The organism is Mesorhizobium terrae, from assembly GCF_008727715.1.
GTDB lineage: Bacteria > Pseudomonadota > Alphaproteobacteria > Rhizobiales > Rhizobiaceae > Mesorhizobium > Mesorhizobium terrae.
On the sequence record NZ_CP044218.1, the window covers coordinates 3746745 to 3767366 of the forward strand.

A 20622-nucleotide genomic window follows, 5' to 3' on the forward strand; every position below is an offset into this window, starting at 1 on the left:
TGGCGGATGCCGTTTCCACTCGTGGCTGCTTGACAATCCCGGTCGGCGCGGACCCCTATGCTGGCCCGACACGTTGCTGGTGCCGATATTCTCCGCGTCGGATTTCACATTAATTTTCGCTCGCGATTGAAAACCGGGCGAGGGCAGGAACCTGATCATGACGCCACGCAACTACCTCGTCTACGACGTCTTCACCGGAGACAGGCTGGCCGGCAATCCGCTTGCGGTCGTGCTCGACTGCGAGGGGCTGGATCTCGAAGCGATGCAGCGCATCGCGCGTGAGTTCAATCTGTCCGAATCGGTCTTCGTGCTGCCCCCGGAGAATCCGAGGCATCGCGCCCGTGTCCGCATTTTCACACCCGACTACGAGATGCCGTTTGCCGGTCATCCGACCGTCGGCAGCGCGATTGCCCTGGCAGAACTTGCAGAGGGCAATGGCGATGCGATCTTCGTACTCGAGGAGAACATCGGGCCTGTTCGGTGCGCGGTCAGCCACGGCGACGGCGCGACCTTCGCCGAGTTCGATCTTGCCAAACTGCCCGAGCAATTGACACTGACGGCCGATCCCGAGGCGATCGGCGCAGCCCTTGGCCTTGGGCCGCATGAAATTGGCTTCGAGAACCATCGCGTCGCTTTTTTCAGTGCCGGCGTGCCCTATGTGACCATCCCGGTCGCCAATTTGCAGGCCGCCGCCAAGGCGCGGCTCAACAACGAGATGTGGGCGCAGCTTGCGCCGAAAAAAAGCGATTGGGCCTTCGCCAGCCCCTATGTCTACTGCCGCGAAACGGTGAACCAGGAAAGCGCTTTCCATGTGCGCATGATCGTGCCGGGCAACCCTTCCTATGAGGATCCGGCGACCGGTTCGGCAGCGGCGGCCTTCGCCGGTGCGATCATGCATTTCGACCGGCCTGGCGACGGCATGGCGCGTTACTGGATCGAGCAGGGGTTGGAGATGGGGCGTCCCTCGCGTATCCGCCTCGAGCTCGACGTTGCGGGCGGCAAGCTGGCGTCCGCCCGCATCGGCGGTCAGGCTGTGAAGGTCGCCGAGGGCAAGCTTCTGGTGTGAGCGGACACGCGCAAAAGGCGCAATCCAAGGGCATTGGAAAAGAACATCATCGATTTGTCGGGAAATGACAGGACAGGGCTGGACAGGAGCGGAAGCGGCGGCTATATGCCCGCCGACGCTGGTTTTCCAGCGGCGTGGGTGTGTAGCTCAGTTGGTAGAGCAGCTGACTCTTAATCAGCGGGTCCACAGTTCGATCCTGTGCACACCCACCATTTTCTCTCTTATTTATCATTGGTTTGCGGCCCTGCCTTCGCGCGGCAGGGCGAACTGCGGCCGACAGGTCTGGCCTGTCGGCGCACCGGTTCACTGCCCCAGTTCGCGTAGCCACCTTTCGAATGTGGGTGTTGCCGCGCCATCGCTCTTGGTGGCCAAAGGCGGCGTGTTGGTGGCGGCTGCCTTGCGCACTTCACGCGGACTGAGGCCGAATTCGTGCGAGAAGGCACGGGTGAAATTGGCGGCGACGTCGAAGCCGGCGTCTTCGGCGATATCCAGAATACGACTGCTGTTGGTCGGGTCGCTCAACGTCGCATAGGCATCCTGCAGCCGCTTCTTGCGGATGTAGTTGAGCACGCCGCCGCTCGCTTCGAAGAGCTGGTAGAGACGGGTCCGCGAAATGCCGGCGGCTCTGGAAATGGTATCCGGGTTGAGATCGTGCGAATGAAGATTGTCGTGGACGTGGCGGTGTACCCGCTCCATCACGCCGAGCATCGATTGCGCGACCGGTTCCTTGCCGGACGAAGGCAATGAAGCAAGGCAGGTGATGAGCATGTCGCGGATCGTGTGCACGATCTTCGGCAGGTCGTCGGCAACCAGGGTCGGTAGTCTGGCCTCGACGCTGGCAATGTAGTCGATCAACAGGGTAGCGAAGTTGCCGCTCAGGATCGAGTTGTTGGCTGCGACGAGCATTCCCGCGTGTTCGGCGAACAGGTCATAGGGCATGTAGAGGAGCATGACTTCGGACTCTGTCACACGCCCGCGATAAGGATGGCCAAGAGACCGGAATGTTACCGTGCCCGAGGTGCTTTCGACCACGTGCCCGTCAACCTCCGTCCAGGCGTGGCCCCGTCGGGGAATGCCGATATACCAGTGGTCGATCGAACTCGATTTCAGTTTTGCCGCCGATCTCACATAGCGGTAAGCGGCCGCGCGCTGCTGGACAAGCAACATCTTGCCGAGATTCCAGGCCGTATGTTCGGCGTTGAAGCCGTTCTCGGGCCTGGCGTCGTCCGGCAGAAGAACTTCGGCAATCGGGTCAAGATGCGCGCGCCACGCTGGAAACTGATCTGCGATCGCCAGCGGCAGCGTTGAAAATCGCAGCGGCTTCAGCGCGGGTTCGGTTGGTGCAGCACGATCAGCAACTGCCCCATTGACCGGTTCGCGTGGCCAACGCCGCCTTTCGACGCCGGGTACGGATTCCGCGCCGGGCGACGTGTCTGGCCTGTTCGGTCGGTCTGAATGATCACTCATCCAGAGCCCTCCACCAAGCCCCCCTTCGCCGATTAAACGTCGCGACTGGTTAAAAAGTTGCATGGTCAAGAAATGTCTACGCCTGCACTCAAGATTATTAACGCTGAGTAGTTGGTCGGCAGACATTGCTCAAATCAAATACACCCAAAAAAGGTCTCCGCGCATCACCTGCAGCAGTGGAGATATGTACTGAGCGATAATTTCTCGGATTTTGAGATAACGACACTCAAGCATGGATATGAGTAAGTATTAAGAAACGGAAATCTAATTAACATCGTTAACATTCAGTACAAAGTTCCAGAGTTGTCCAACGAGAGTTGAGATAAGTTTCAAGCAACGTTGTGTTTTCGGTTCGTTGCCTGACGGTGTTGCAGAGTTTTCGGAGGCGTATGTGCGTAGTCGAGCATCATATCTTCGCTCCAATGCTGTATCAGCCCGGCGCGGCAGTCTGCAGATACGGCACGCGGAATCCTTGAAGACAATTCTCGTTGCTGGCGGCGCAGGTTTTCTTGGTTCGCATTTGTGCGAACGCCTCTTGCGAGAGGGGCATAGCGTGATCTGCGCCGACAATTTTTCCACGGGCAGAGCGGAAAACATCGGACATCTGAAGCTGCTGGGCGCTTTTACAGCGCGTCACCACGACATCATTGCTCCGCTCGATGCCGAGGTCGACGAGATTTACAATCTTGCCTGCCCAGCCTCGCCTCGGCACTACCAGGCAGATCCCATCCACACCACCAAGACCTGCGTGCTCGGCTCATTGAACCTTCTTGAGCTCGCCGCGCGGTCCGGGGCGCGTATCTTCCAGGCGTCGACCTCCGAGGTCTATGGCGACCCCAATGTGCATCCGCAGGTCGAGGCCTATTGGGGCAACGTCAATCCATTCGGGTCGCGCTCCTGCTACGACGAGGGCAAGCGCTGCGCGGAAACGCTGTTTCACGATTTCAACGCGGTGCACGGTGTCGAAATCAAGGTCGTGCGCATCTTCAATACCTACGGGCCGCGCATGCGGTCCGACGATGGCCGCGTGGTTTCGAATTTCATCGTCCAGGCGCTGCGTGGCGAAGACATCACCGTCTATGGCGACGGCTCGCAGACGCGCTCGTTCTGCTTCGTCGACGACCTGATCGACGGCTTCCTGCGCATGATGGCCTCGCCGGCGTCGCTGACTGGACCCGTCAATCTCGGCAACCCCGCAGAGTTCACCGTCGGTGAACTCGCTGAACTGGTCCTCGACTTGACCGGCTCCCGTTCGAAGATCGTCCGTCGTCCGCTGCCGGCCGACGATCCGCGCCAGCGGCGCCCCGACATTTCGCAGGCCACCCGTGATCTTGGCTGGCACCCGAATGTGCCTCTCGCCGACGGGCTGAAGCAGACCATCGCCTATTTCGACGGCCTTCTCTCAGCCAAGGGGCGCAAGCTTGCCGAGGTGGCGTGATGTCGGTCCAGCGTATCCTTGTTACCGGCGGGGCCGGTTACATCGGCAGCCACACAGCCAAATTGCTGCGGTCGCGTGGGCTGGAACCGATCGTCTACGACAACCTGGCAACGGGCAATCGTGTCTCGGTACGCTGGGGTCCGTTCATCCATGGCGACGTGCTCGACACGGTGCATCTGGCACGCACGATCACCCAGCAGAAGCCGGCCGCGATCATCCATTTCGCCGCCTCGGCCTATGTCGGCGAGTCCGTGAAGGAGCCGTCGAAATATTACCGCAACAATGTCGCGGGTACGCTCTCGCTCCTTGATGCCTGCCTGCAGGCGGGGGTCGACAAGATCATCTTCTCATCGAGCTGCGCCACCTATGGCGTGCCGGCCGTGCTGCCGATCGCCGAGACGACGCCGCAGGTTCCGATCAACCCCTACGGCAAGACCAAGCTGATCGCCGAACATATGCTGGCCGACTATGCGGCGGCATTCGGCCTGCGCTACGTGGCGCTGCGCTATTTCAACGCCTGTGGGGCCGACCCAGAAGGCGAATTGGGCGAATGGCATGACCCCGAGACCCATCTCATTCCGCGGGCATTGCTGGCCGCCGCCGGCCGCATCGAACGGCTGGATGTGTTCGGCGACGACTACGATACCGCCGACGGCACCTGCGTACGCGACTATATCCATGTCAGCGACCTCGCCTGGGCGCATGTGCTCGCCTACGAACATCTGGTGCGGGGCGGGGATAACATCGCCGTCAATCTCGGTACCGGCCACGGGTCGTCGGTTCTCGAAATCCTCGAGACCATAGATCGGGTCACAGGGCACAGCGTCCCCATCGCCATCCATCCGCGTCGCGCCGGTGATCCACCGGCTCTCTACGCCGACCCACACCTCGCCCGCGCCACGCTCGGTTTCTCACCCCAATATTCGGACCTTGAGACGATCGTGCGGACGGCCGCCCGGTTCTTCGGCCTGGAGGCGCAGCCATGACGACGCGCCTGGCCAACGACAATCTGCGAGGCTGGCCAACGGTCGAGCCGCTCATGGTGCCGGTCGTGACCGGTCTGCGGCGGATGGAGTATTTCGCCGGCGTGGCGCTTTGGCTCGGGGCTTTGGCCTATTTCTGGGTTTGGTGGCTGGCGCCGGTGCATCATTTCAGCCTGTTCGGCACGGTCTTGACCACCTGCGAGCTGGCCTGGATCACGCTGATCCCCGGATACTTCATGGCCGTCTTCGCTTTTGCCAGGAAGCCCACCGGGCCGCTTCGGATACCGCAGGGCAGCCGTGTCGCCATGGTGGTAACCAAAGCGCCGTCCGAGCCATTCCAGGTGGTCGCACAGACGCTGCGCGCCATGCTCGCACAGACAGTGCCGCACGATACATGGCTGGCCGACGAAGATCCGTCGTCCGAAACCATCGACTGGTGTCGCCGTCACAGCGTCTACGTTTCGACCCGCCGTGGGCGCAGCGATTATCATCGTCCAACGTGGCCGCGCCGCACGCGCTGCAAGGAAGGCAATCTCGCCTTCTTCTATGATCACTACGGCTATTATTATTACGACTTCGTCGCGCAGCTCGACGCCGATCACGTGCCCGAACCGGATTATCTCTGGCACATGTTGCGGCCCTTCGCCGATCCGGCGGTTGGCTATGTGTCCGCACCGAGCATCTGTGACAGCAATGCCAACCAGAGTTGGTCGGCGCGCGGCCGCCTCTATGCGGAAGCAAGCATGCACGGCGCCTTGCAGGCCGGTTACAATGGCGGTTTCGCTCCCCTTTGCATCGGATCGCACTACGCGGTGCGCACGCGGGCGCTCAAGGAGATTGGCGGTCTTGGACCGGAACTGGCCGAGGATCATTCGACCACGCTGATGATGAACGCGCATGGCTGGCGCGGCGTGCATGCGCTGGATGCCATCGCGCATGGCGATGGCCCCAGCACCTTCGGCGATCTGGTGACGCAGGAATTCCAGTGGTCGCGTAGCCTGGTCATGCTGCTTCTGCAATATTCGCCGACCTATGTGCCGCGGCTGCCGTTGCGGCTGCGCTTCCAGTTCCTGTTTTCGCAGGTCTGGTATCCGCTGTTTGCCACCTTCATGCTGCTTTTGGTGGCGACGCCGATCATCGCACTGCTGCGCGGAGAAAACTTCGTCGCGGTGACCTATCCCGATTTCCTGACGCATTTCATGCCGCTGTCGCTGCTGCTGGTCGGCCTATCCTATCGCTGGCGCGCGACGCGCAGCTTCCGTCCGATCGACGGCAAGATCCTGTGCTGGGAGAACGCGCTGTTCCTGTTGGCGCGCTGGCCCTGGGCGTTTGCCGGATGCATCGCCGCCTTGCGGGATTGGCTCACCGGCACGGTTGTCGATTTCCGCGTCACCCCGAAGGGCACTTCCGACGTCGATCCGTTGCCGTTCCGTGTCTATGCGCCCTACGTGGTGGTCGCGCTGGCCTCGATCCTGCCGGTTCTGCTGGTGAAGGACGCCGGCGCCAGCCGCGGCTTCTACCTGTTCGCCATCGTCAACAGCCTGCTCTACACGGTGCTGACCCTGGTCATCCTGTACCGGCACGAGCGCGAGAACCGGGTGCGGGCGGGCAGTCGCTTCCATCGCCCCGCGATCGCGGCTGGTCTCCTGTCGATGATCGTGCTGCCGGGCGTCGCTACGGCCGAGCACGGTCGTGAGAGCATCGAGGTGCTGGTCTGGGGTTCGGGTCGTCTACAGCTTTTCGACGAACGCTATTCGGCGGCCGGGGCGGGCGTTGGGCGAACCGCGCTGCGCACCACCGTTTTCAACCCGCATTGGCAATCGACGTCATCGGATCAACTGAACTGAGCAAGCAGAGGCGCCGCAAGGCGATAGACACCATGAAGATCGCGGTCATCGGAACAGGTTATGTCGGTCTCGTCAGCGGGACATGCTTCGCCGAATGGGGTCACGATGTTGTTTGCGTCGACAAGAACGCCGACAAGATCAGTCGCATCAACAACGGGCAGTTGCCGATCTACGAGCCGGATCTCGATATCCTGGTGGCCCGCAACCGCGAAGCGGATCGGCTGTCCTTCACCTGCGATCTGGCCTCTGCCATCACCAATGCACAGGTCGTGTTCATCGCGGTCGGTACACCGTCCCGCGTCGGGCAGGGCGATGCCGACCTCTCCTTCGTCTACATGGCGGCGCGCGAGATGGCACCGTTCCTGGCCGAAGGTGCGGTCGTGGCGGTCAAGTCCACCGTTCCGGTCGGCACTGGCGACGCGGTGGAGAAGATCATCGCCAGTGTCTGCCGGCGCGGCTCGTTCTCGGTCGCGTCCAATCCGGAGTTCCTGCGCGAGGGCGTGGCGATCGGCGATTTCCTGAAGCCCGATCGTGTCGTCATCGGCGCCGAGGACGGTCGCGCACGGGCGGTGATGCTGGCGCTCTATCGTGAACCGCTCGGGTCAACGCCGCTGGTCGTCACCGACCGGTGCACCGCCGAACTGATCAAATACGCAGCCAACGCTTTTCTCGCCACCAAGATCACCTTCATCAACGAACTGGCGGATCTGTGCGAGAGAGTCGGCAGCAATGTCGGCGAACTGGCACTCGGCATCGGCCTCGACAAGCGCATCGGCAACAGCTTCCTGAACGCCGGGCCGGGCTATGGCGGCTCGTGTTTCCCGAAGGATACGTTGGCGCTGCTGCGTATCGCGCAGGACTATGGCGTGGTGTTGCGCATCGTCGAGGAGACCATCGTCGCCAACGAAGCCCGCAAGCGCAAGATGGCGCTCAAGGTTGTCGACGCGGTCGGTGGCGACGTCGATGGCCAGACCATTGCGGTTCTGGGCCTCACCTTCAAACCCGACACCGACGACATGCGCGAAGCGCCGGCGGTGCCGCTGATCGAAACGCTGCAGCGTTACGGCGCAACCGTGCGCGGTTACGATCCGGTCGGGAACGAGAATGCCAGTTGCGTTCTGGAAAATGTCGCGCTGGTCGACGATCCCTATGAATGCGCGCGTGACGCCGATGCGGTCGTCGTCGTCACCGAATGGGACAGCATCCGCCGCATCGATCTTAGCCGTCTCAGGCGCGTGATGCGCAGGCCTGTCCTTGTCGATCTGCGCAGCGCCTTCGAGCCAGGCGCCGCGTCGGCCGCAGGGTTTCGGGTTTCGACCATCGGCCAACGTCCCGAGCGGGCCGAGCGCCTCAATCTGCTGACGGACGACGTGGATCGCGACACCTCGCGCCAGATCCGGTCCCGCCAGGTACGTGGAAAGTGAGGTTCACATGGACAATCATTCCATCACCTGGTCCCTGACGCGCCACGGCCTCCTGGCCGGCTTCGGCATTGCGATGTACTGCGGCTCGGCCCGGGCCGAAGAGCCAGTCGTGGTGCCGGCGCAGGCGCGCACCATGACTGCGCTCGACCTCTACGACCTCTATCGCGACAAGACCTGGCAATGGCCGGACGGCGCCGGCCGCATGCAAGACAGGGGTCGTCTCTTCAGGGCCTGGTCCGGCACTGGCGACAACGCAAGCTGGGCCGAAGGTCGCTGGGTACTCACCAATGACGGGCAGATGTGCCTGAGGGCCGTGTGGCACGGTCCGACCGGCGCCTCTCCCGACAAGACATGCTTCCGCCACAAGATCGATGAGGGCACGATCTATCAGAAGAAGGAGCCTTCCGGCGCCTGGTACGTGTTCAAGCACGCGGTGCCGGACAAAGACGACGAGTATGGCAAGCTCGTCGAACAGGACACGGTAAGCGCCAAGGTCATGGCCAACCGGCCGGTGGCGCAGGCCGTGCTTACCCCGGAACATGCACCGTTGCCGACCGCAGCGCCGGCAGGTGCTTATTGAGATCGGAGAACGACGATGAACAGGAAACTCGCGGCCATCGCGCTTTCATGCGTGGGGCTAATCGCATCGGGAGCGGTCATGGCGGCCAGCAACCTGCCGCTTGGTATCCCGAAGAACAACTCCGCCACGGCAACCATGCCGTCGGACAAGCGTCCGGTGATCACGCCCACATCCATCGGCTTCGGGGCCTATGATCCCTATGGCGACTTCGGCAGCGATTCCAGCTCGAAGATCGAGCATCTCTTCCTGCCGTGGGAGGATGTCGATCTGGGCACGCTGGCGGTTGCCGACGCCTATGCGCAGCAGCGGGGTCGCTCGCTGCTGATATCGGTGGAGCCGTGGTCGTGGTCGCCGCACTGGCGTGTCACTTCGCGGCAATTGCTTCACAGCATCCTGAACGGCGAACGCGATTCCTACATGGCGGCGGTCTGTTCGGAAGCCGCGACGCTCAAGAGCCCGGTGACGATCCGCTGGGCGCAGGAGATGGACGAGACCAGCAACCAGTTCTCTTGGGCGCACTGGCCGCCGGCCGACTATGTGACTGCCTACAAGCGCATGGTCACGATTTGCCGTCAGCACATCAAGACGGCCAAATATATGTGGTCGCCGAAAGGCAATGAGGGTCTCGAAGCCTTCTATCCGGGCGACGATTTTGTCGACGTCATCGGTCTGTCGGTGTTCGGTTATCAACCCTTCGACCGGGACAAGGTCGGTCACGACACCACTTTCGTCGAGCAGATGGAGCCGAAATACAACCGCGTCAAAGGTTTCGGCAAACCGGTGGTGGTGGCGGAACTGGGATACGAAGGCGATGACCACTATGTGCGCGACTGGGCCGAAAGCGTCGCCAAGACCTATCCGCAATTCCCCGAGTTGACCGATATCGTCTACTTCGACGACCGCGAGGTCTATCCGTGGCCCGACGGTTATGGGTTGCCCAACTGGCGCGTCGTGCACACGCAGCAGGCAGCGAACTGAACCAGGGTGGAAGCGCGGGAGGAAAGGTTATGTCCGCGATACGGAACATACTTCTATTGCTGGTCGCCGGCACCGTCGCCGGTACCGGAACAGCCTCGGCTGCGGCGCCCAGCGCCGCAGTCATAGAAAAGGCAAAGCCGCTGAACGACAACGAACTCTACAGGCTCTACAGCCAGCGGTCATGGATGTGGAAGGACGGCGCCGGCTATTTCGCAATCCCGATGCGCCGTTTCACCGCCTGGTCGGGCAGGGGCAAGACCCTGAGTTACGGGGTGGGCACCTGGTTCATCACCGATCCTGGCAAACTGTGTTTCCGGGCCGACTGGCATGCGATGGGTGGCGCCAAGCCCGACCTCACCTGTTTCAGCCATCGCAAGAAGGGTGACGTCGTTTATCAGAAGCGCGAGCCGAAGGGCGATTGGTATGTGTTCGCCAACGCGCCGGTAAGGAAAGACGACGAAGCCAGGAAGCTGCGGCACGGCGACTATGTCAGCCACCGGCTGACCAGGATCGAGGCTAAGCTGGACCACTAGTCATAGAAGGAAGGCGGCAGCTTTCAGGCTGCCGCCGGCAATCGTCGCACGCTGTGGCTAGGATGAGGCGTTGCCTGGACTAGGTCCGGGCAAAGCAACGGGCAAGATGGCCGAAGCCGCTCGGCGTGCAGATATAGGGAGCGTTGCCGTAGGATGGGGTGGCGCTGGCCACCTTGGCGATATCCTTCGTTGCCGTTGGCTTGTGCCTCGCGGCCACGACCTTGGCCTTCGGCTTGGCCGTCGGAACCAGGTACGCATAGCTCGTTTTGGCGCTGAAGGAGGCGGTTTTCACATTGCTGTCGGCAACGGCAGAACATCCCGCCGTGGCGGCGAGCATGATCGCGGCGCTAGCCATGAAAATCGTCCGGGCGTGGCCAACCATCCCGGAAGCTGAAGATTTATTGCCAAATGCCATGGGTCACGACCTCGTCGATTGGCGCAGGTTCAGTACAGCAACGATACTCGGGGAGCCTTAAGACGCCGTGGAGATGAAACTGAAAATGCAAGCTTTCCGCGGAAAGTACTGTTTCGGGCTAACGCGACACTGTCCGACGGTGCGTCCAGAAATCAGGGCCCGCATTCTGCGGCACATGGCCGACTAGCCGGTCCCCTAGCATTCCGTTTCGGATGTGGACATAGAAAAATGGTCGCAGGCCGCCATATTCAACAGATTTCTGATTTGGCGCCAGCCGATGCCGCGACGTAGCGGGTGTCATCCAGCTCGGATCGAAGGTCGCTATTTGCCGCAATAATGGTCGTTGACGTCGTTGGCCGCGCGCGCGTCGGGCCCGACGCGATGATAGGCGCAGGCGCCCGCCGCGGTGGTAAACATCTGGCTGTCGTAGTATCGGGGACCACCGAACAGCATTTCGACGACGGTGCGGCCGGCCGGAACGTAGCGCTCCCCGTGATGAGCGCGATGCTTCTTGTGATGATGTTTGTTTTCACCCGCGAAGCTTGGCGAGGCCAGCGGGAGGGCGATGGCGATCGTCAGCGCGCAGGTCGCGAAATGTCTGATCGTCATGGAAAATCTCCTGCTGTCGTCCGATGCCGGCATCTCGTCAAAACCACCATATGGCCGGAAGGTTCCTCGAAAACGACCGGCTTGGCAATGTCGGGCGATTGCCCGGGTCTTCTCCGGGCTTGCTGGCCCCGGTCTATTTCTCCGAAACGCCTGCCTCGGCGAAGCTGGCCATTCCCGCGTGGCAGGCGAGCGCCGAACGCACGAGATTGACAGCCAGGCAAGCGCCGGAGCCTTCGCCCAGTCGCATGCCGAGGTCGAGCAGGGGCGTGAGGCCCAGCGCCTGTAGCAAGCCGCGATGGCCGGCTTCGGCCGAGACATGGGCGGCAATGGTATGGGCAAGCCCGGCGGCATGCAGTTTGGCCAAGGGAGCCGCGGCCGCCGTGCAGACAAAACCGTCGAGCAGCACCGGCACGTTGCGGTGGCGCGCGGCAAGCGTGGCGCCGAAGATGGCGGCCAGTTCGCGACCGCCGAGTGCGGCTGCGGCTTTCAGCGGATCGGCCAGCACGGCAGCATGGCGTTGCAGGCCGGCCTCGATGGCGACCACCTTGCGCTTCAGGCCGGCGTCGTCGACGCCGGTGCCGCGACCGGTCCATTTTTCGGCGCCACCGCCGAAAAGGGCGGCCGAGATCGCCGCCGCCGGCGTGGTGTTGCCGATGCCCATCTCGCCGAGGCAGAGGAGATCGATATCGGCGTCGACGGCGTCGTAGCCGGCCGAAACTGCGGCAAGGAAGGCAGCCTCGTCCATCGCCGCGCCTTGCGTGAAGTCGCCGGTCGGATGGTCGAGATCGAGCGGGATGACGTCGAGTTCCGCGCCAGCCGCGCGGGCGAGCTGGTTGATGGCGGCGCCGCCGCCGGCGAAATTGGCCACCATCTGCACGGTCACTTCCGACGGATAGGCCGACACGCCCTGGGCGGTGACGCCGTGGTTGCCGGCAAAGACGATCACCTTGACGCGGTCCAGCTTCGGCATGTCGCGACCCTGCCAGCGGGCCAGCCAGGCGGCGATGGTTTCCAGCCGGCCGAGGCTGCCCTGCGGCTTGGTCAGCGTATCCTGACGGCGGGCGACGGCGGCGGCGGCGGTGTCGCTGCCGGCAGGCAGGTTGCGGCAGGCATTGTGCAGTTCATCGAGAGTTTTGAAGGACATGGCAGAAGTGTCTCCGAAAGAGAATCAGGTGAGCGACACGGAAGCGACGACAAGGATGGCGATTTCGCAAAGCTGCTGCAGTGCGCCGGCGGCATCGCCGGTATGGCCGCCGATCTGGCTGAGACAGAGCTTGCGGAAACCGTAGAAGATGAGGCCAAGCAGGGCCACGGCCACGATCGCGCCGCCCAGCCCGAGGGTGAGCAGTGCAACGGCGCCGAGGATCGCGCCTGCCTGTGCGGTGGTGGCAGAGACGGTGCCGGCGCGGCTGGAGAGGCCGTCGGCCGTGGCCGGTGGCATCAGATGCAGGAAGGCACCCAGCAGCCCGCGCGAGGCGGCGTGAGCGGCGATCAGCGCCAACAGCGCCGACCAGCCATGGGAGAATTCCGCCAGCGCGCTCCAGCGGATGAGGATGGTCAGGCCGAGCGCGGAAGCGCCATAAGCGCCGATGCGGCTGTCGTGCATGATCTCCAGCTTGCGATCGGTCGTGCGGCCACCGCCAAAACCGTCGGCGACATCGGAAAGGCCGTCCTCGTGTAGCGAACCGGTGGTCAGCATCATCGCGGCCAGCGTCAGAGCGGCTGCCGGGCCGGAGGCGACGCCGAAGGTGGTGGCAAGCGAAAAGACGATCGCACCGATCAGGGCCACAACCGCACCTGCCACCGGCGCCGCCCATATCGCATCGGCCAGCTTGCGGTCGCCGAAGTCGAGAACCGGCAACGGCGAGCGCGTGAAGAAGACCAGACAAAGCGCTATGTCGGTGAGGATCTTGCCGGGCGCGGAGAAGCGGCTCATGGGTTCATCGCGATGGCGTGGAAGAAGGTTCCGCTGACCGGACCCCGCCGTCCACCGGAGGGCCCGAGCGCGTTACCCTGGCCGTCGGCGAGCTCGGCGAGCGGCTCGTCGCTGCCGGTGTCGGTCACCTGAGCGTAGTGGAATTCGTGGCCGCGCACCACTGTTCCGGCAGGCCCGAGCGCGCTGTCGCTCTTCAGCCTGGCCTCGCGGTAGCCGAGGTTCATCTTGCGTTTGGCGAAGGAGGTCGAATGGCCGAGCAAGCCGAGCATGGAATGGGTGACGCCTTCGGCGTCTTCAAGGGCCTTGCCCAGAACCATGAAGCCGCCGCACTCGCCATGGACCGGCTTCGTCGCGGCGAAGCGCTTGATGCCCGCCTGGAAATCGCTGGCGGCGGCCAGCTTGCCCGCATGCAGCTCCGGATAGCCGCCGGGCAGCCAGCAGACGTCGCAGCTCTCGTCCGGCGCCTCGTCCGCCAGTGGCGAGAAGGGCACGATCTCGGCGCCCGATTTGCGCCAATGCGCGGCGACATGCGGATAGATGAAGGTGAAGGCGGCATCCTCGGCGAGCGCGATGCGTTGTCCCGGCGGCGGCAGCGCTGCCTCGAAACTGCCATCAGCCGGTTCGAGCGGGGCGGCGAGCGCCATGATGGCGTCGAGGTTCAGCGAAGCGTCGGCCATATCGGCCAGCCGGTCGAGATGCTGCATCAGGCTGGCATGTTCGCTGGCCTGGACAAGGCCGAGATGGCGTTCGGGCAAGGCAAGGGCTGAATCGCGCAGAATGGCACCGACTACGGGCAAGCCCAGCGCCTCGATGGCCTCGGTGCAGAGCTTGCGATGGCGCTCGCTGCCCAGCCGGTTGAGCACGACGCCGGCCACGCGCACATTCGGATCATAGCAGGAAAGGCCCTTGGCGATCGCCGCGGCCGTCGTCGATTGCCCGGAGACGTCAAGCACCAACAGGACGGGCAGCCGGTAGAGCCGGGCGAGGTCGGCGGCCGATCCCGTGCGCCCGTCCGGCGAAGGGATGCCATCGAACAGGCCCATGGCGCTTTCCAGCACCACCAGTTCGGCATTGTCGGCTGTCTGCGCCGCCAGGCCGTTGAGCAGGGAAGGCGGCATCGCCCAACTGTCCAGATTGACGCCGGGCAGACCGGTGGCGGCGGCATGGAAGCCGGGATCGATATAATCGGGACCGGACTTCGCGCCGCGCACGCGAACGCCGCGCCTGGCCAGCGCACGCAGGATGCCGATGGTGACGCTGGTCTTGCCGGAGCCGGAGCGCGGCGCGCCGACGATGAGGGCCGTCGCGTTCATGGTCGCTGCACCAGCCTGTCGCGCATGGCGACGATGCCGCCGATGACGATGAGCGCGGGAGAAACGATTGCCTCCCGCGCGGCTGCTTCGACCAGTGTGCCCAGCGTGGCGACCACGGTGCGCTCTTGTGGCAATGTGGCGTTCTCGATCAGCGCCGCCGGCATGTCCGCCGTCAGCCCACCTGCCATAAGGTCGGCGATGGTCGCCTCCATATGGGTCAGGCCCATATAGATGACGATGGGCTGGCCGGTGCGGGCAAGGGCTGCCCAGTCCGGCCGGTCGTCGGAGACAGCGGCGAAGCCCGTTGCTAGGATGATGGCGCCGTTGATGCCGCGCATGGTGGCCGGAATGCCGGCCGAGGTCAGGCCGCCGAAGGCCGAGGTGACACCCGGCAGAACCCGGTAGGGAATGCCGTGCTCGGCCAAAGCCAGCGTTTCCTCGGCGCCGCGCGCGAAGACATAAGGATGGCCGCCCTTCAGGCGCACCACCTTGCGGCCTTCCTTGGCGAGTTTCACGATAAGGGCGTTGATGTCTTCCTGCGGAATGGACAGCCGGCCGCCGCGCTTGCCGACATAGAATTTCTCCGCCCGTTCGGCGACAGCGATGATCTCCGGCGAGACCAGCGCGTCATGCACCAGCGCGTCGGCCTCGGTCAGCGCCGAAAGCACTTCCAGCGTGAGCAGGCTGGGGTCGCCGGGGCCGGAGCCGGCCAGCCAGACATGGCCGGGTTGCAGCCGCGGTTTGTGTGCGGTGAGCTTCTGGAAGGTTTCGGAAAACGTCATTGCCGGTTCCTGAAGCGCCGCTGATAATAAGGGTCGTAGAGCGAGCTTTCGGTGAAATCCTGCGCCGCCAGCGAACGCCCGACAAAGATCAGCGCGGTGCGCTCGATCGGATCGGCGGCAAGGGCGGCCGCGACCGTCTCCAGCGTCGCGCGGATGACGCGTTCGTCGGGCCAGGAGGCGCGAAAGACTATGGCGACCGGGCAGTCGCCGCCATAATGCGGGGTCAGTTCCGCCACCACCTGTTCGATGGCGTGGATGGCGAGATGGATCGCCAGCGTGGCGCCGGTGCGGCCGAAGGCCGACAGCGTTTCGCCAGGCGGCATCTTGGAGGCACGACCAGAGACGCGGGTCAGCACCAGGCTCTGCGCGACTTCCGGGATGGTCAGTTCGCGTTTCAGCGCTGCGGCCGCGGCGGCAAAGGACGGGACGCCGGGCGTCAGCGTGTAGGCAATGCCGTTGCGTTCGAGACGGCGGATCTGCTCAGCGACGGCACTCCACACCGAAAGGTCGCCTGAATGCAGACGCGCCACATCCTGGCCGGCCTGGGCGGCGGCAACATATTCGGCCTCGATCTCGTCCAGCGACATCGGCGCGGTGTCGACCAATCGCGTGCCTGGCGCGCAGTGTTCGAGCAGTTCGGGCGCCACGATCGAGCCTGCGTAAAGGCACACGGGGCACGAGCCAAGCAGCTTGGCGCCGCGTAAGGTGATGAGGTCGGCGGCACCCGGACCGGCGCCGATGAAATGCACGGTCATGCCGAGGCTCCGCTGGTGGCTATGGCGCAGGTGACGGCGCCGACAATGATGCGTGGCCCTAGCAGGCGCGCGCCTTCGCCCGCCGCTGCAAGCGCCGCGCTTTCCGAAACCGATGACGAACCGGCGATGGCGAGGGAAATTTCGGACCGGGTGAGCGTATCCTCTCCGCCTGGCTCATCTGCGGCGGTGACCTCAACCACGATCACCTCCAATCCCAACTTCCGTGCCGCGGCGAAGATGCCGACCTCGTCCTTCTTGAAGGTTGTGGTGGCCAGCACGGAGAGCGCGGAACGATCGAGACTGTGGCCGGCGAGCACGGCATCGATGGCGGCAATGACGCTCGCAGTATCCGCACCCTTGCGGCAGCCTATGCCCGCGACGATCATGTCTTGACCCAGCTCCATTGCGTCACCGGCAGGGCCGGGCGCCAGGCCTGCATGGTGCCGACGGGGGCAGCCCGCGAAATGGCGATGCGGGTCAGCGTGCCGCCGAGAGCCGCATGGCGGGCCACGAGCAGCGCCTCCATCTCCAGCGTCACCGCATTGGCCACGCAACGGCCGCCCGACGGCAGGGCCTTGAGCGCAGCGTCAAAGACGCCGGCGTCGGTGCCGCCGCCGCCAATGAAGATCGCGTCCGGTGCCGGCAGGCCGGCGAGCGCCTGCGGTGCTAGGCCTTCGACCACTGCGAGCCCCGGTACGCCGAAGGCAGCCGCATTGCGGCGAATGCGCCCGGCGCGCTCGGCATTGGCCTCGATGGCGACGGCGCGCAGCGAAGGGTGCGACAGCATCCATTCGATGGCGATCGAACCCGATCCCGCGCCGATATCCCACAACACTTCGCCGCGGCGCGGCGTCAGCGCGGAGAGCGTGACGGCGCGCACCTCGCGCTTGGTGATCTGGCCATCGTTCTCGAACAGATCGTCGGCGAGACCGGAGGCCAAGGGCAATATCCGCGCCTCGGATTCCGATTCAATCTCGAGCGCCAGCACATTGAGCGGATTGATGTTTTTGAGGTTGAAATCGCCGGCGCGGGCGCCGCGGACGACTTCTTCCTGACCGCCCAGTGCTTCCAGCACCGTCAGTCGCGATGGGCCGAAACCGAGCTCGGAAAGCAGGGTCGCTACCTTGGCCGGGGCTGCGCCGTCCGAGGTCAGCGCCAGTAAACGTGCGCCGGGATGCAGTAGCGGGCGGATCAGGTCGAGCGGGCGGCCATGCAGCGAGATCGTCTCGACATCCTGCAGCGCCCAGCCGAGCCTGGAAGCGGCGAGCGAAAGAGACGAAGGAGCGGGCACCACCACCATGTCGGCGGCGGCGACCTTGCGCGCCAACGTCACGCCGACGCCGTGGAAGAACGGATCGCCGGAGGCGAGCACGCAGACGCGGCGTCCGGCGCGGTCGAGCACGGCTTCCATTTCCGGGTCGAAAGGTGATGGCCATTCATGCATCTCGCCGGTGACGAGCGTACCGGCGAGGTCGAAATGGCGCTTGCCGCCAAAGACGAACTCAGCATCCGCGATCAGCCGCTTGGCCTCGTCGCCCAGACCCGCTACACCGTCCTCGCCGATACCGACGATGGCGAGCCAGGCGGGCGCGGCATGTGTTTCTTTCTCAGCAGGCATGATGTCCCACCGCATTCTGATCCTGGGCGGCACCACTGAGGCACGGCAGCTGGCCGGCCGGCTGGCGGCGCGGCCGGATGTCGAACTTATCCTGTCGCTGGCGGGGCGCACCGAAAATCCGGTCGCGCAGCAGGTGCCGACACGTGTCGGCGGCTTCGGCGGCGCGGAAGGGCTCGCGGCCTATCTGAAGGAGACCGAGACCGATCTGTTGATCGATGCGACGCATCCTTATGCGGCGCGCATTTCCGCCAACGCGGCCGAGGCGGCCCGTCTTGCCGGCGTGCCGATCCTGGCATTGCGGCGTCCCGGCTGGCAGCGTGAACAGGGCGATCGCTGGGTGGAGGTTGAGGGGGTGCCCGAGGCCGTCGCGGCATTGGGACCAATCGCACGGCGCGTTTTCCTGGCGCTTGGGCGACAGGAGGTTGGCGCCTTCGAAGCAGCGCCGCAGCATCATTATTTGTTGCGCAGCGTCGACCCTGTCGAACCGCCGCTTGGCGTCTCCCATGTCGACTATCTTCTGGCGCGTGGCCCGTTTCGCGAGGTGGACGAACACCGCCTGCTCGTGGACCAGCGCATCGATGCCGTCGTGTGCAAGAACAGCGGCGGCGAGGCGACCTATGGCAAGATCGCCGCGGCGCGTAGCCTTGGCATCGACGTGGTGATGATCCGCAGGCCGGTGCTGCCGGCCGTGCCTTCGGCGCCGAGCATTCCCGATCTGCTTGCCATGATCGATCATTCCCTGCGTCCCGTGGCCGAGCGCGGCGTGTAGATCAGCGCCGGCTTGCCGTCGCGCTTGATGACACGGGTTTCTGGCGATCCGATGATGACGCAGGTGGCCATGTCGGCCATCTCGGCCCTGGCGAAGGCTAGGGCTGCGACGTTGATGCGTTCGTCAGGGCGCCCGGCGGCGCGGCCGAAGATGACCGGCGTGGTGCCGGGCAACACGGCGGCCAGCGCCTCGAAGGCGCGACCGAGCTGCCATGGGCGCGACTTGCTGATCGGATTGTAGAGCGCGACGACAAAACCGGCGCCGGCCGCCGCCAGCAGCCTCAGTTCGATCAGGTCCCAGGGTTTCAGATTGTCGGACAGCGAGATGGCGCAGAAATCATGGCCGAGCGGTGCGCCGGCTCGTGCCGCCACCGCCAGCATCGCGGTGACGCCCGGCACGATCTGAAGGTCGATGTCGCGCCATTCGGCCGGACCGTCCTCGATCGCCTCGCAGACGGCGGCTGCCATGGCGAACACGCCGGGATCGCCGCCGGAGACGACGGCCACGGCATGACCTTCAGACGCCTTGACGATGGCTTCCTTGGCGCGCGCCAGTTCCTCGCGGTTGTCGGAGGCGATGCGGGTCTGGTGCGGTTTGAGGTCCAGCCGGTCGACATAGGGTTTGTAGCCATAGAAGAACTCGGCTTCCGCAACCGCCTGGCTGGCTTCCGGCGTCACCTGATTGGCGTTGCCGGGACCAAGCCCGATGACGAAGAGACGGCCGCTCATTGGTCCGCCCCCGGGCGGCCGGACCAGCCGGCAACCAGCACCACCGCGAAATAGGGCGCCTTGTCGTCTTCCTTGTCCTTCAGCCGCATGGAGATCGAGCCTGGCATGGTGCCGCGTTCGACATAGACGGCGCGGACCAGCTTGCCGGCGGCTTCCAGTGCCCTGCGGATCTTCGGCAGGTTGCGGCCTACCTTCATGATGACGGCGGCATCGGTGTCGGCCAGCCGGCGGGTCAGCTCGAACTCGCTCATCGTGCCGGGCAATACGGTCAGCACATCGTCGCCCTGGACAATAGGCAGGCCGTTGGCCGACCAGCAGCCCGACATGGCGGTCACACCCGGAATGACTTCGGTCGGATAACGATGAGCAAGGCGCACGTGCAGGTGCATGTAGGAGCCGTAGAACAGCGGATCGCCCTCCGAAAGGATGGCGACGGTTCGGCCCTGGTCGAGATGCTCGGCGACCTTTGCAGCGGACTCTTCGTAGAAGCCGGTGATCGCCGTTTTGTAGTCGTCGCTGTCCTTGTCGATCTCGGTGGTGACGGGATAGACGAGCGGCAGTTCGATCCAGTCCGGGCGATGGTGCTCGCCGACGATGGTGCGGGCATTGCCATTGGCACCGCGTTTGGAAAAATGCGCGACGACATCGGCCTCGGCCAGCGCGCGCACGGCCTTCAGCGTCATCAGTTCGGGGTCGCCGGGACCGGTGCCGACGCCGATGAGACGGCCTTTGACAGCCGCGCTCACAGGCCCGGCCTCGCCAGTGAATTCAGCGCGGCGGCGGTCATGGCGCTGCCGCCCAGCCGGCCGCGCACAATGGCGAAAGGCACGCCGTAGGAGTTCTCGGCCAGCGCGTCCTTGGATTCGGCGGCACCGACGAAACCCACCGGCATGCCGATGATGGCGGCTGGTTTGGGTGCGCCGTCGCGCAGCTTTTCGAGCAGATAGAACAAAGCCGTCGGCGCGTTGCCGATGGCGACGACCGCACCGGCCATATGCTGGCTCCACAGGTCGATGGCGGCGGCCGAACGCGTGTTGCCGATCGCCTTGGCGATTTCTGCGGTGCGCGGGTCGCGCAGCGTGCAGATCACCTCATTGCCGGCGGGCAGGCGGGCGCGGGTGACACCATGCACCACCATCTGAGCGTCGCACAGGATCGGCGCGCCGGCTTTCAGCGCATTACGGGCGGTGTCGGCGAAATCCGGAGAGAAGACAAAATGCCGGGCCGCCTCGACCTGACCGCAGGCATGGATCATGCGAATGGCGATGTCGGCCTCGGCTTCGGAGAAACGCGACAGGTCCGCCTCGGCACGGATGATGGCGAAAGAACGCTCGTAGATGGCGTTGCCGTCATGAATGTAGTCGTAGGCGGCCATGCTCAT

The 20622-nt window shown here is 64.3% G+C and carries 22 protein-coding genes and 1 tRNA gene; 10 read left to right on the forward strand and 13 right to left on the reverse strand.

All coding sequences use genetic code 11. The features are described 5' to 3' along the window. The first annotated feature begins 157 nt into the window (after positions 1-157). Together FZF13_RS19295 and FZF13_RS19300 are read left to right on the forward strand one after the other, a co-directional pair. Positions 158-1066 (forward strand): PhzF family phenazine biosynthesis protein, encoded by a 909-nt coding sequence (locus tag FZF13_RS19295; RefSeq protein ID WP_024924533.1) that lies wholly within the window; start codon positions 158-160, stop codon positions 1064-1066. A gap of 136 nt (positions 1067-1202) precedes the next feature. Next, a tRNA-Lys gene (locus FZF13_RS19300) sits at positions 1203-1278 on the forward strand. Positions 1279-1369: 91 nt separating this feature from the next. On the opposite strand, the gene FZF13_RS19305 is transcribed toward FZF13_RS19300, so the two are convergent. Beyond that, positions 1370-2533 (reverse strand): helix-turn-helix domain-containing protein, encoded by a 1164-nt coding sequence (locus FZF13_RS19305; RefSeq protein WP_024924534.1) that lies wholly within the window; start codon positions 2531-2533, stop codon positions 1370-1372. Between the two features lie 448 nt (positions 2534-2981). Here FZF13_RS19305 and FZF13_RS19310 point away from each other — a divergent pair, with 448 nt between their 5' ends. From FZF13_RS19310 to FZF13_RS19340, 7 genes are read left to right on the forward strand one after another with little or no spacing between them, the layout of a single operon-like run. Next, complete coding sequence (locus tag FZF13_RS19310) at positions 2982-3971, forward strand: UDP-glucuronic acid decarboxylase family protein (protein WP_051504772.1); 990 nt, start codon at positions 2982-2984, stop codon at positions 3969-3971. After that, positions 3971-4957 carry a UDP-glucose 4-epimerase GalE gene (gene galE, locus FZF13_RS19315; RefSeq protein WP_024924536.1) on the forward strand — a complete coding sequence of 329 codons (987 nt, stop codon included), beginning with the start codon at positions 3971-3973 and terminating at the stop codon, positions 4955-4957. The genes FZF13_RS19310 and galE overlap by 1 nt, the downstream gene beginning before the upstream one ends. Then, on the forward strand, positions 4954-6801 hold the full coding sequence (locus FZF13_RS19320) for a glycosyltransferase family 2 protein (RefSeq protein WP_024924537.1): 1848 nt from the start codon (positions 4954-4956) through the stop codon (positions 6799-6801). The genes galE and FZF13_RS19320 overlap by 4 nt, the downstream gene beginning before the upstream one ends. A gap of 32 nt (positions 6802-6833) precedes the next feature. Beyond that, positions 6834-8225 carry a UDP-glucose dehydrogenase family protein gene (locus tag FZF13_RS19325; RefSeq protein WP_024924538.1) on the forward strand — a complete coding sequence of 464 codons (1392 nt, stop codon included), beginning with the start codon at positions 6834-6836 and terminating at the stop codon, positions 8223-8225. A 7-nt stretch (positions 8226-8232) separates the two neighbouring features. Continuing rightward, positions 8233-8805 carry a DUF995 domain-containing protein gene (locus FZF13_RS19330; protein WP_024924539.1) on the forward strand — a complete coding sequence of 191 codons (573 nt, stop codon included), beginning with the start codon at positions 8233-8235 and terminating at the stop codon, positions 8803-8805. 15 nt (positions 8806-8820) lie between these two features. Then, positions 8821-9783 (forward strand): glycoside hydrolase family 26 protein, encoded by a 963-nt coding sequence (locus FZF13_RS19335; protein WP_024924540.1) that lies wholly within the window; start codon positions 8821-8823, stop codon positions 9781-9783. A gap of 29 nt (positions 9784-9812) precedes the next feature. Beyond that, entirely contained in the window at positions 9813-10316 is a 504-nt protein-coding gene (locus FZF13_RS19340) for a DUF995 domain-containing protein (RefSeq protein WP_024924541.1), read from the forward strand. Positions 10317-10395: 79 nt separating this feature from the next. Here FZF13_RS19340 and FZF13_RS19345 read toward each other — a convergent pair whose 3' ends face one another. From FZF13_RS19345 to FZF13_RS19385, 9 genes are all read right to left on the reverse strand, one after another. Further along, positions 10396-10731, reverse strand: coding sequence for a hypothetical protein (locus FZF13_RS19345; RefSeq protein WP_024924542.1), 336 nt, complete (start codon positions 10729-10731; stop codon positions 10396-10398). A 321-nt stretch (positions 10732-11052) separates the two neighbouring features. Further along, positions 11053-11340: a hypothetical protein gene (locus FZF13_RS19350; protein WP_024924543.1), complete on the reverse strand. Its 288-nt coding sequence runs from the start codon at positions 11338-11340 to the stop codon at positions 11053-11055. 133 nt (positions 11341-11473) lie between these two features. Continuing rightward, positions 11474-12484, reverse strand: coding sequence for a nicotinate-nucleotide--dimethylbenzimidazole phosphoribosyltransferase (cobT, locus tag FZF13_RS19355; protein WP_024924544.1), 1011 nt, complete (start codon positions 12482-12484; stop codon positions 11474-11476). A gap of 24 nt (positions 12485-12508) precedes the next feature. After that, the gene (locus FZF13_RS19360; RefSeq protein ID WP_024924545.1) at positions 12509-13276 is read right to left on the reverse strand and encodes an adenosylcobinamide-GDP ribazoletransferase; all 768 of its coding nucleotides are present in this window, start codon (positions 13274-13276) and stop codon (positions 12509-12511) included. Then, on the reverse strand, positions 13273-14589 hold the full coding sequence (locus FZF13_RS19365; protein ID WP_024924546.1) for a cobyrinic acid a,c-diamide synthase CobB: 1317 nt from the start codon (positions 14587-14589) through the stop codon (positions 13273-13275). Before FZF13_RS19365 ends, FZF13_RS19360 begins: the two co-directional genes overlap by 4 nt. Continuing rightward, entirely contained in the window at positions 14586-15371 is a 786-nt protein-coding gene (gene cobA, locus FZF13_RS19370) for a uroporphyrinogen-III C-methyltransferase (protein WP_024924547.1), read from the reverse strand. Before cobA ends, FZF13_RS19365 begins: the two co-directional genes overlap by 4 nt. Beyond that, the gene (gene cobM / locus FZF13_RS19375) at positions 15368-16126 is read right to left on the reverse strand and encodes a precorrin-4 C(11)-methyltransferase (protein ID WP_024924548.1); all 759 of its coding nucleotides are present in this window, start codon (positions 16124-16126) and stop codon (positions 15368-15370) included. The genes cobA and cobM overlap by 4 nt, the downstream gene beginning before the upstream one ends. Beyond that, positions 16123-16530 carry a cobalamin biosynthesis protein gene (locus FZF13_RS19380; protein WP_245317510.1) on the reverse strand — a complete coding sequence of 136 codons (408 nt, stop codon included), beginning with the start codon at positions 16528-16530 and terminating at the stop codon, positions 16123-16125. Before FZF13_RS19380 ends, cobM begins: the two co-directional genes overlap by 4 nt. Continuing rightward, positions 16509-17744 (reverse strand): bifunctional cobalt-precorrin-7 (C(5))-methyltransferase/cobalt-precorrin-6B (C(15))-methyltransferase, encoded by a 1236-nt coding sequence (locus tag FZF13_RS19385; protein ID WP_024924550.1) that lies wholly within the window; start codon positions 17742-17744, stop codon positions 16509-16511. The genes FZF13_RS19380 and FZF13_RS19385 overlap by 22 nt, the downstream gene beginning before the upstream one ends. Before the next feature lies 1 nt (position 17745). Between FZF13_RS19385 and FZF13_RS19390 the strand changes: the two genes are divergently transcribed. Beyond that, complete coding sequence (locus FZF13_RS19390) at positions 17746-18513, forward strand: cobalt-precorrin-6A reductase (RefSeq protein ID WP_024924551.1); 768 nt, start codon at positions 17746-17748, stop codon at positions 18511-18513. Here the strand turns inward: FZF13_RS19390 and FZF13_RS19395 are convergent. The 3 genes from FZF13_RS19395 to FZF13_RS19405 are packed head-to-tail and all read right to left on the reverse strand — an operon-like array spanning position 18477 to position 20616. Next, positions 18477-19241: a precorrin-3B C(17)-methyltransferase gene (locus tag FZF13_RS19395; RefSeq protein WP_024924552.1), complete on the reverse strand. Its 765-nt coding sequence runs from the start codon at positions 19239-19241 to the stop codon at positions 18477-18479. The genes FZF13_RS19390 and FZF13_RS19395 overlap by 37 nt on opposite strands. Beyond that, a complete protein-coding gene (locus tag FZF13_RS19400; protein ID WP_024924553.1) occupies positions 19238-19987 on the reverse strand; it encodes a precorrin-2 C(20)-methyltransferase in 750 nt (249 codons plus the stop codon). Before FZF13_RS19400 ends, FZF13_RS19395 begins: the two co-directional genes overlap by 4 nt. After that, a complete protein-coding gene (locus FZF13_RS19405) occupies positions 19984-20616 on the reverse strand; it encodes a precorrin-8X methylmutase (RefSeq protein WP_024924554.1) in 633 nt (210 codons plus the stop codon). Before FZF13_RS19405 ends, FZF13_RS19400 begins: the two co-directional genes overlap by 4 nt. Between the last annotated feature and the right edge of the window lie 6 nt (positions 20617-20622).

Bases quoted from the DNA above. Each gene is read 5' to 3' on its own strand.
- FZF13_RS19295 (WP_024924533.1), top strand. From the start codon at position 158: ATGACGCCACGCAACTACCTCGTCTACGACGTCTTCACCGGAGACAGG.
- FZF13_RS19305 (WP_024924534.1), bottom strand. From the start codon at position 2,533: ATGAGTGATCATTCAGACCGACCGAACAGGCCAGACACGTCGCCCGGC.
- galE (WP_024924536.1), top strand. From the start codon at position 3,971: ATGTCGGTCCAGCGTATCCTTGTTACCGGCGGGGCCGGTTACATCGGC.
- FZF13_RS19320 (WP_024924537.1), top strand. From the start codon at position 4,954: ATGACGACGCGCCTGGCCAACGACAATCTGCGAGGCTGGCCAACGGTC.
- FZF13_RS19325 (WP_024924538.1), top strand. From the start codon at position 6,834: ATGAAGATCGCGGTCATCGGAACAGGTTATGTCGGTCTCGTCAGCGGG.
- FZF13_RS19330 (WP_024924539.1), top strand. From the start codon at position 8,233: ATGGACAATCATTCCATCACCTGGTCCCTGACGCGCCACGGCCTCCTG.
- FZF13_RS19335 (WP_024924540.1), top strand. From the start codon at position 8,821: ATGAACAGGAAACTCGCGGCCATCGCGCTTTCATGCGTGGGGCTAATC.
- FZF13_RS19340 (WP_024924541.1), top strand. From the start codon at position 9,813: ATGTCCGCGATACGGAACATACTTCTATTGCTGGTCGCCGGCACCGTC.
- FZF13_RS19345 (WP_024924542.1), bottom strand. From the start codon at position 10,731: ATGGCATTTGGCAATAAATCTTCAGCTTCCGGGATGGTTGGCCACGCC.
- FZF13_RS19350 (WP_024924543.1), bottom strand. From the start codon at position 11,340: ATGACGATCAGACATTTCGCGACCTGCGCGCTGACGATCGCCATCGCC.
- cobT (WP_024924544.1), bottom strand. From the start codon at position 12,484: ATGTCCTTCAAAACTCTCGATGAACTGCACAATGCCTGCCGCAACCTG.
- FZF13_RS19360 (WP_024924545.1), bottom strand. From the start codon at position 13,276: ATGAGCCGCTTCTCCGCGCCCGGCAAGATCCTCACCGACATAGCGCTT.
- FZF13_RS19365 (WP_024924546.1), bottom strand. From the start codon at position 14,589: ATGAACGCGACGGCCCTCATCGTCGGCGCGCCGCGCTCCGGCTCCGGC.
- cobA (WP_024924547.1), bottom strand. From the start codon at position 15,371: ATGACGTTTTCCGAAACCTTCCAGAAGCTCACCGCACACAAACCGCGG.
- cobM (WP_024924548.1), bottom strand. From the start codon at position 16,126: ATGACCGTGCATTTCATCGGCGCCGGTCCGGGTGCCGCCGACCTCATC.
- FZF13_RS19380 (WP_245317510.1), bottom strand. From the start codon at position 16,530: ATGGAGCTGGGTCAAGACATGATCGTCGCGGGCATAGGCTGCCGCAAG.
- FZF13_RS19385 (WP_024924550.1), bottom strand. From the start codon at position 17,744: ATGCCTGCTGAGAAAGAAACACATGCCGCGCCCGCCTGGCTCGCCATC.
- FZF13_RS19390 (WP_024924551.1), top strand. From the start codon at position 17,746: ATGTCCCACCGCATTCTGATCCTGGGCGGCACCACTGAGGCACGGCAG.
- FZF13_RS19395 (WP_024924552.1), bottom strand. From the start codon at position 19,241: ATGAGCGGCCGTCTCTTCGTCATCGGGCTTGGTCCCGGCAACGCCAAT.
- FZF13_RS19405 (WP_024924554.1), bottom strand. From the start codon at position 20,616: ATGGCCGCCTACGACTACATTCATGACGGCAACGCCATCTACGAGCGT.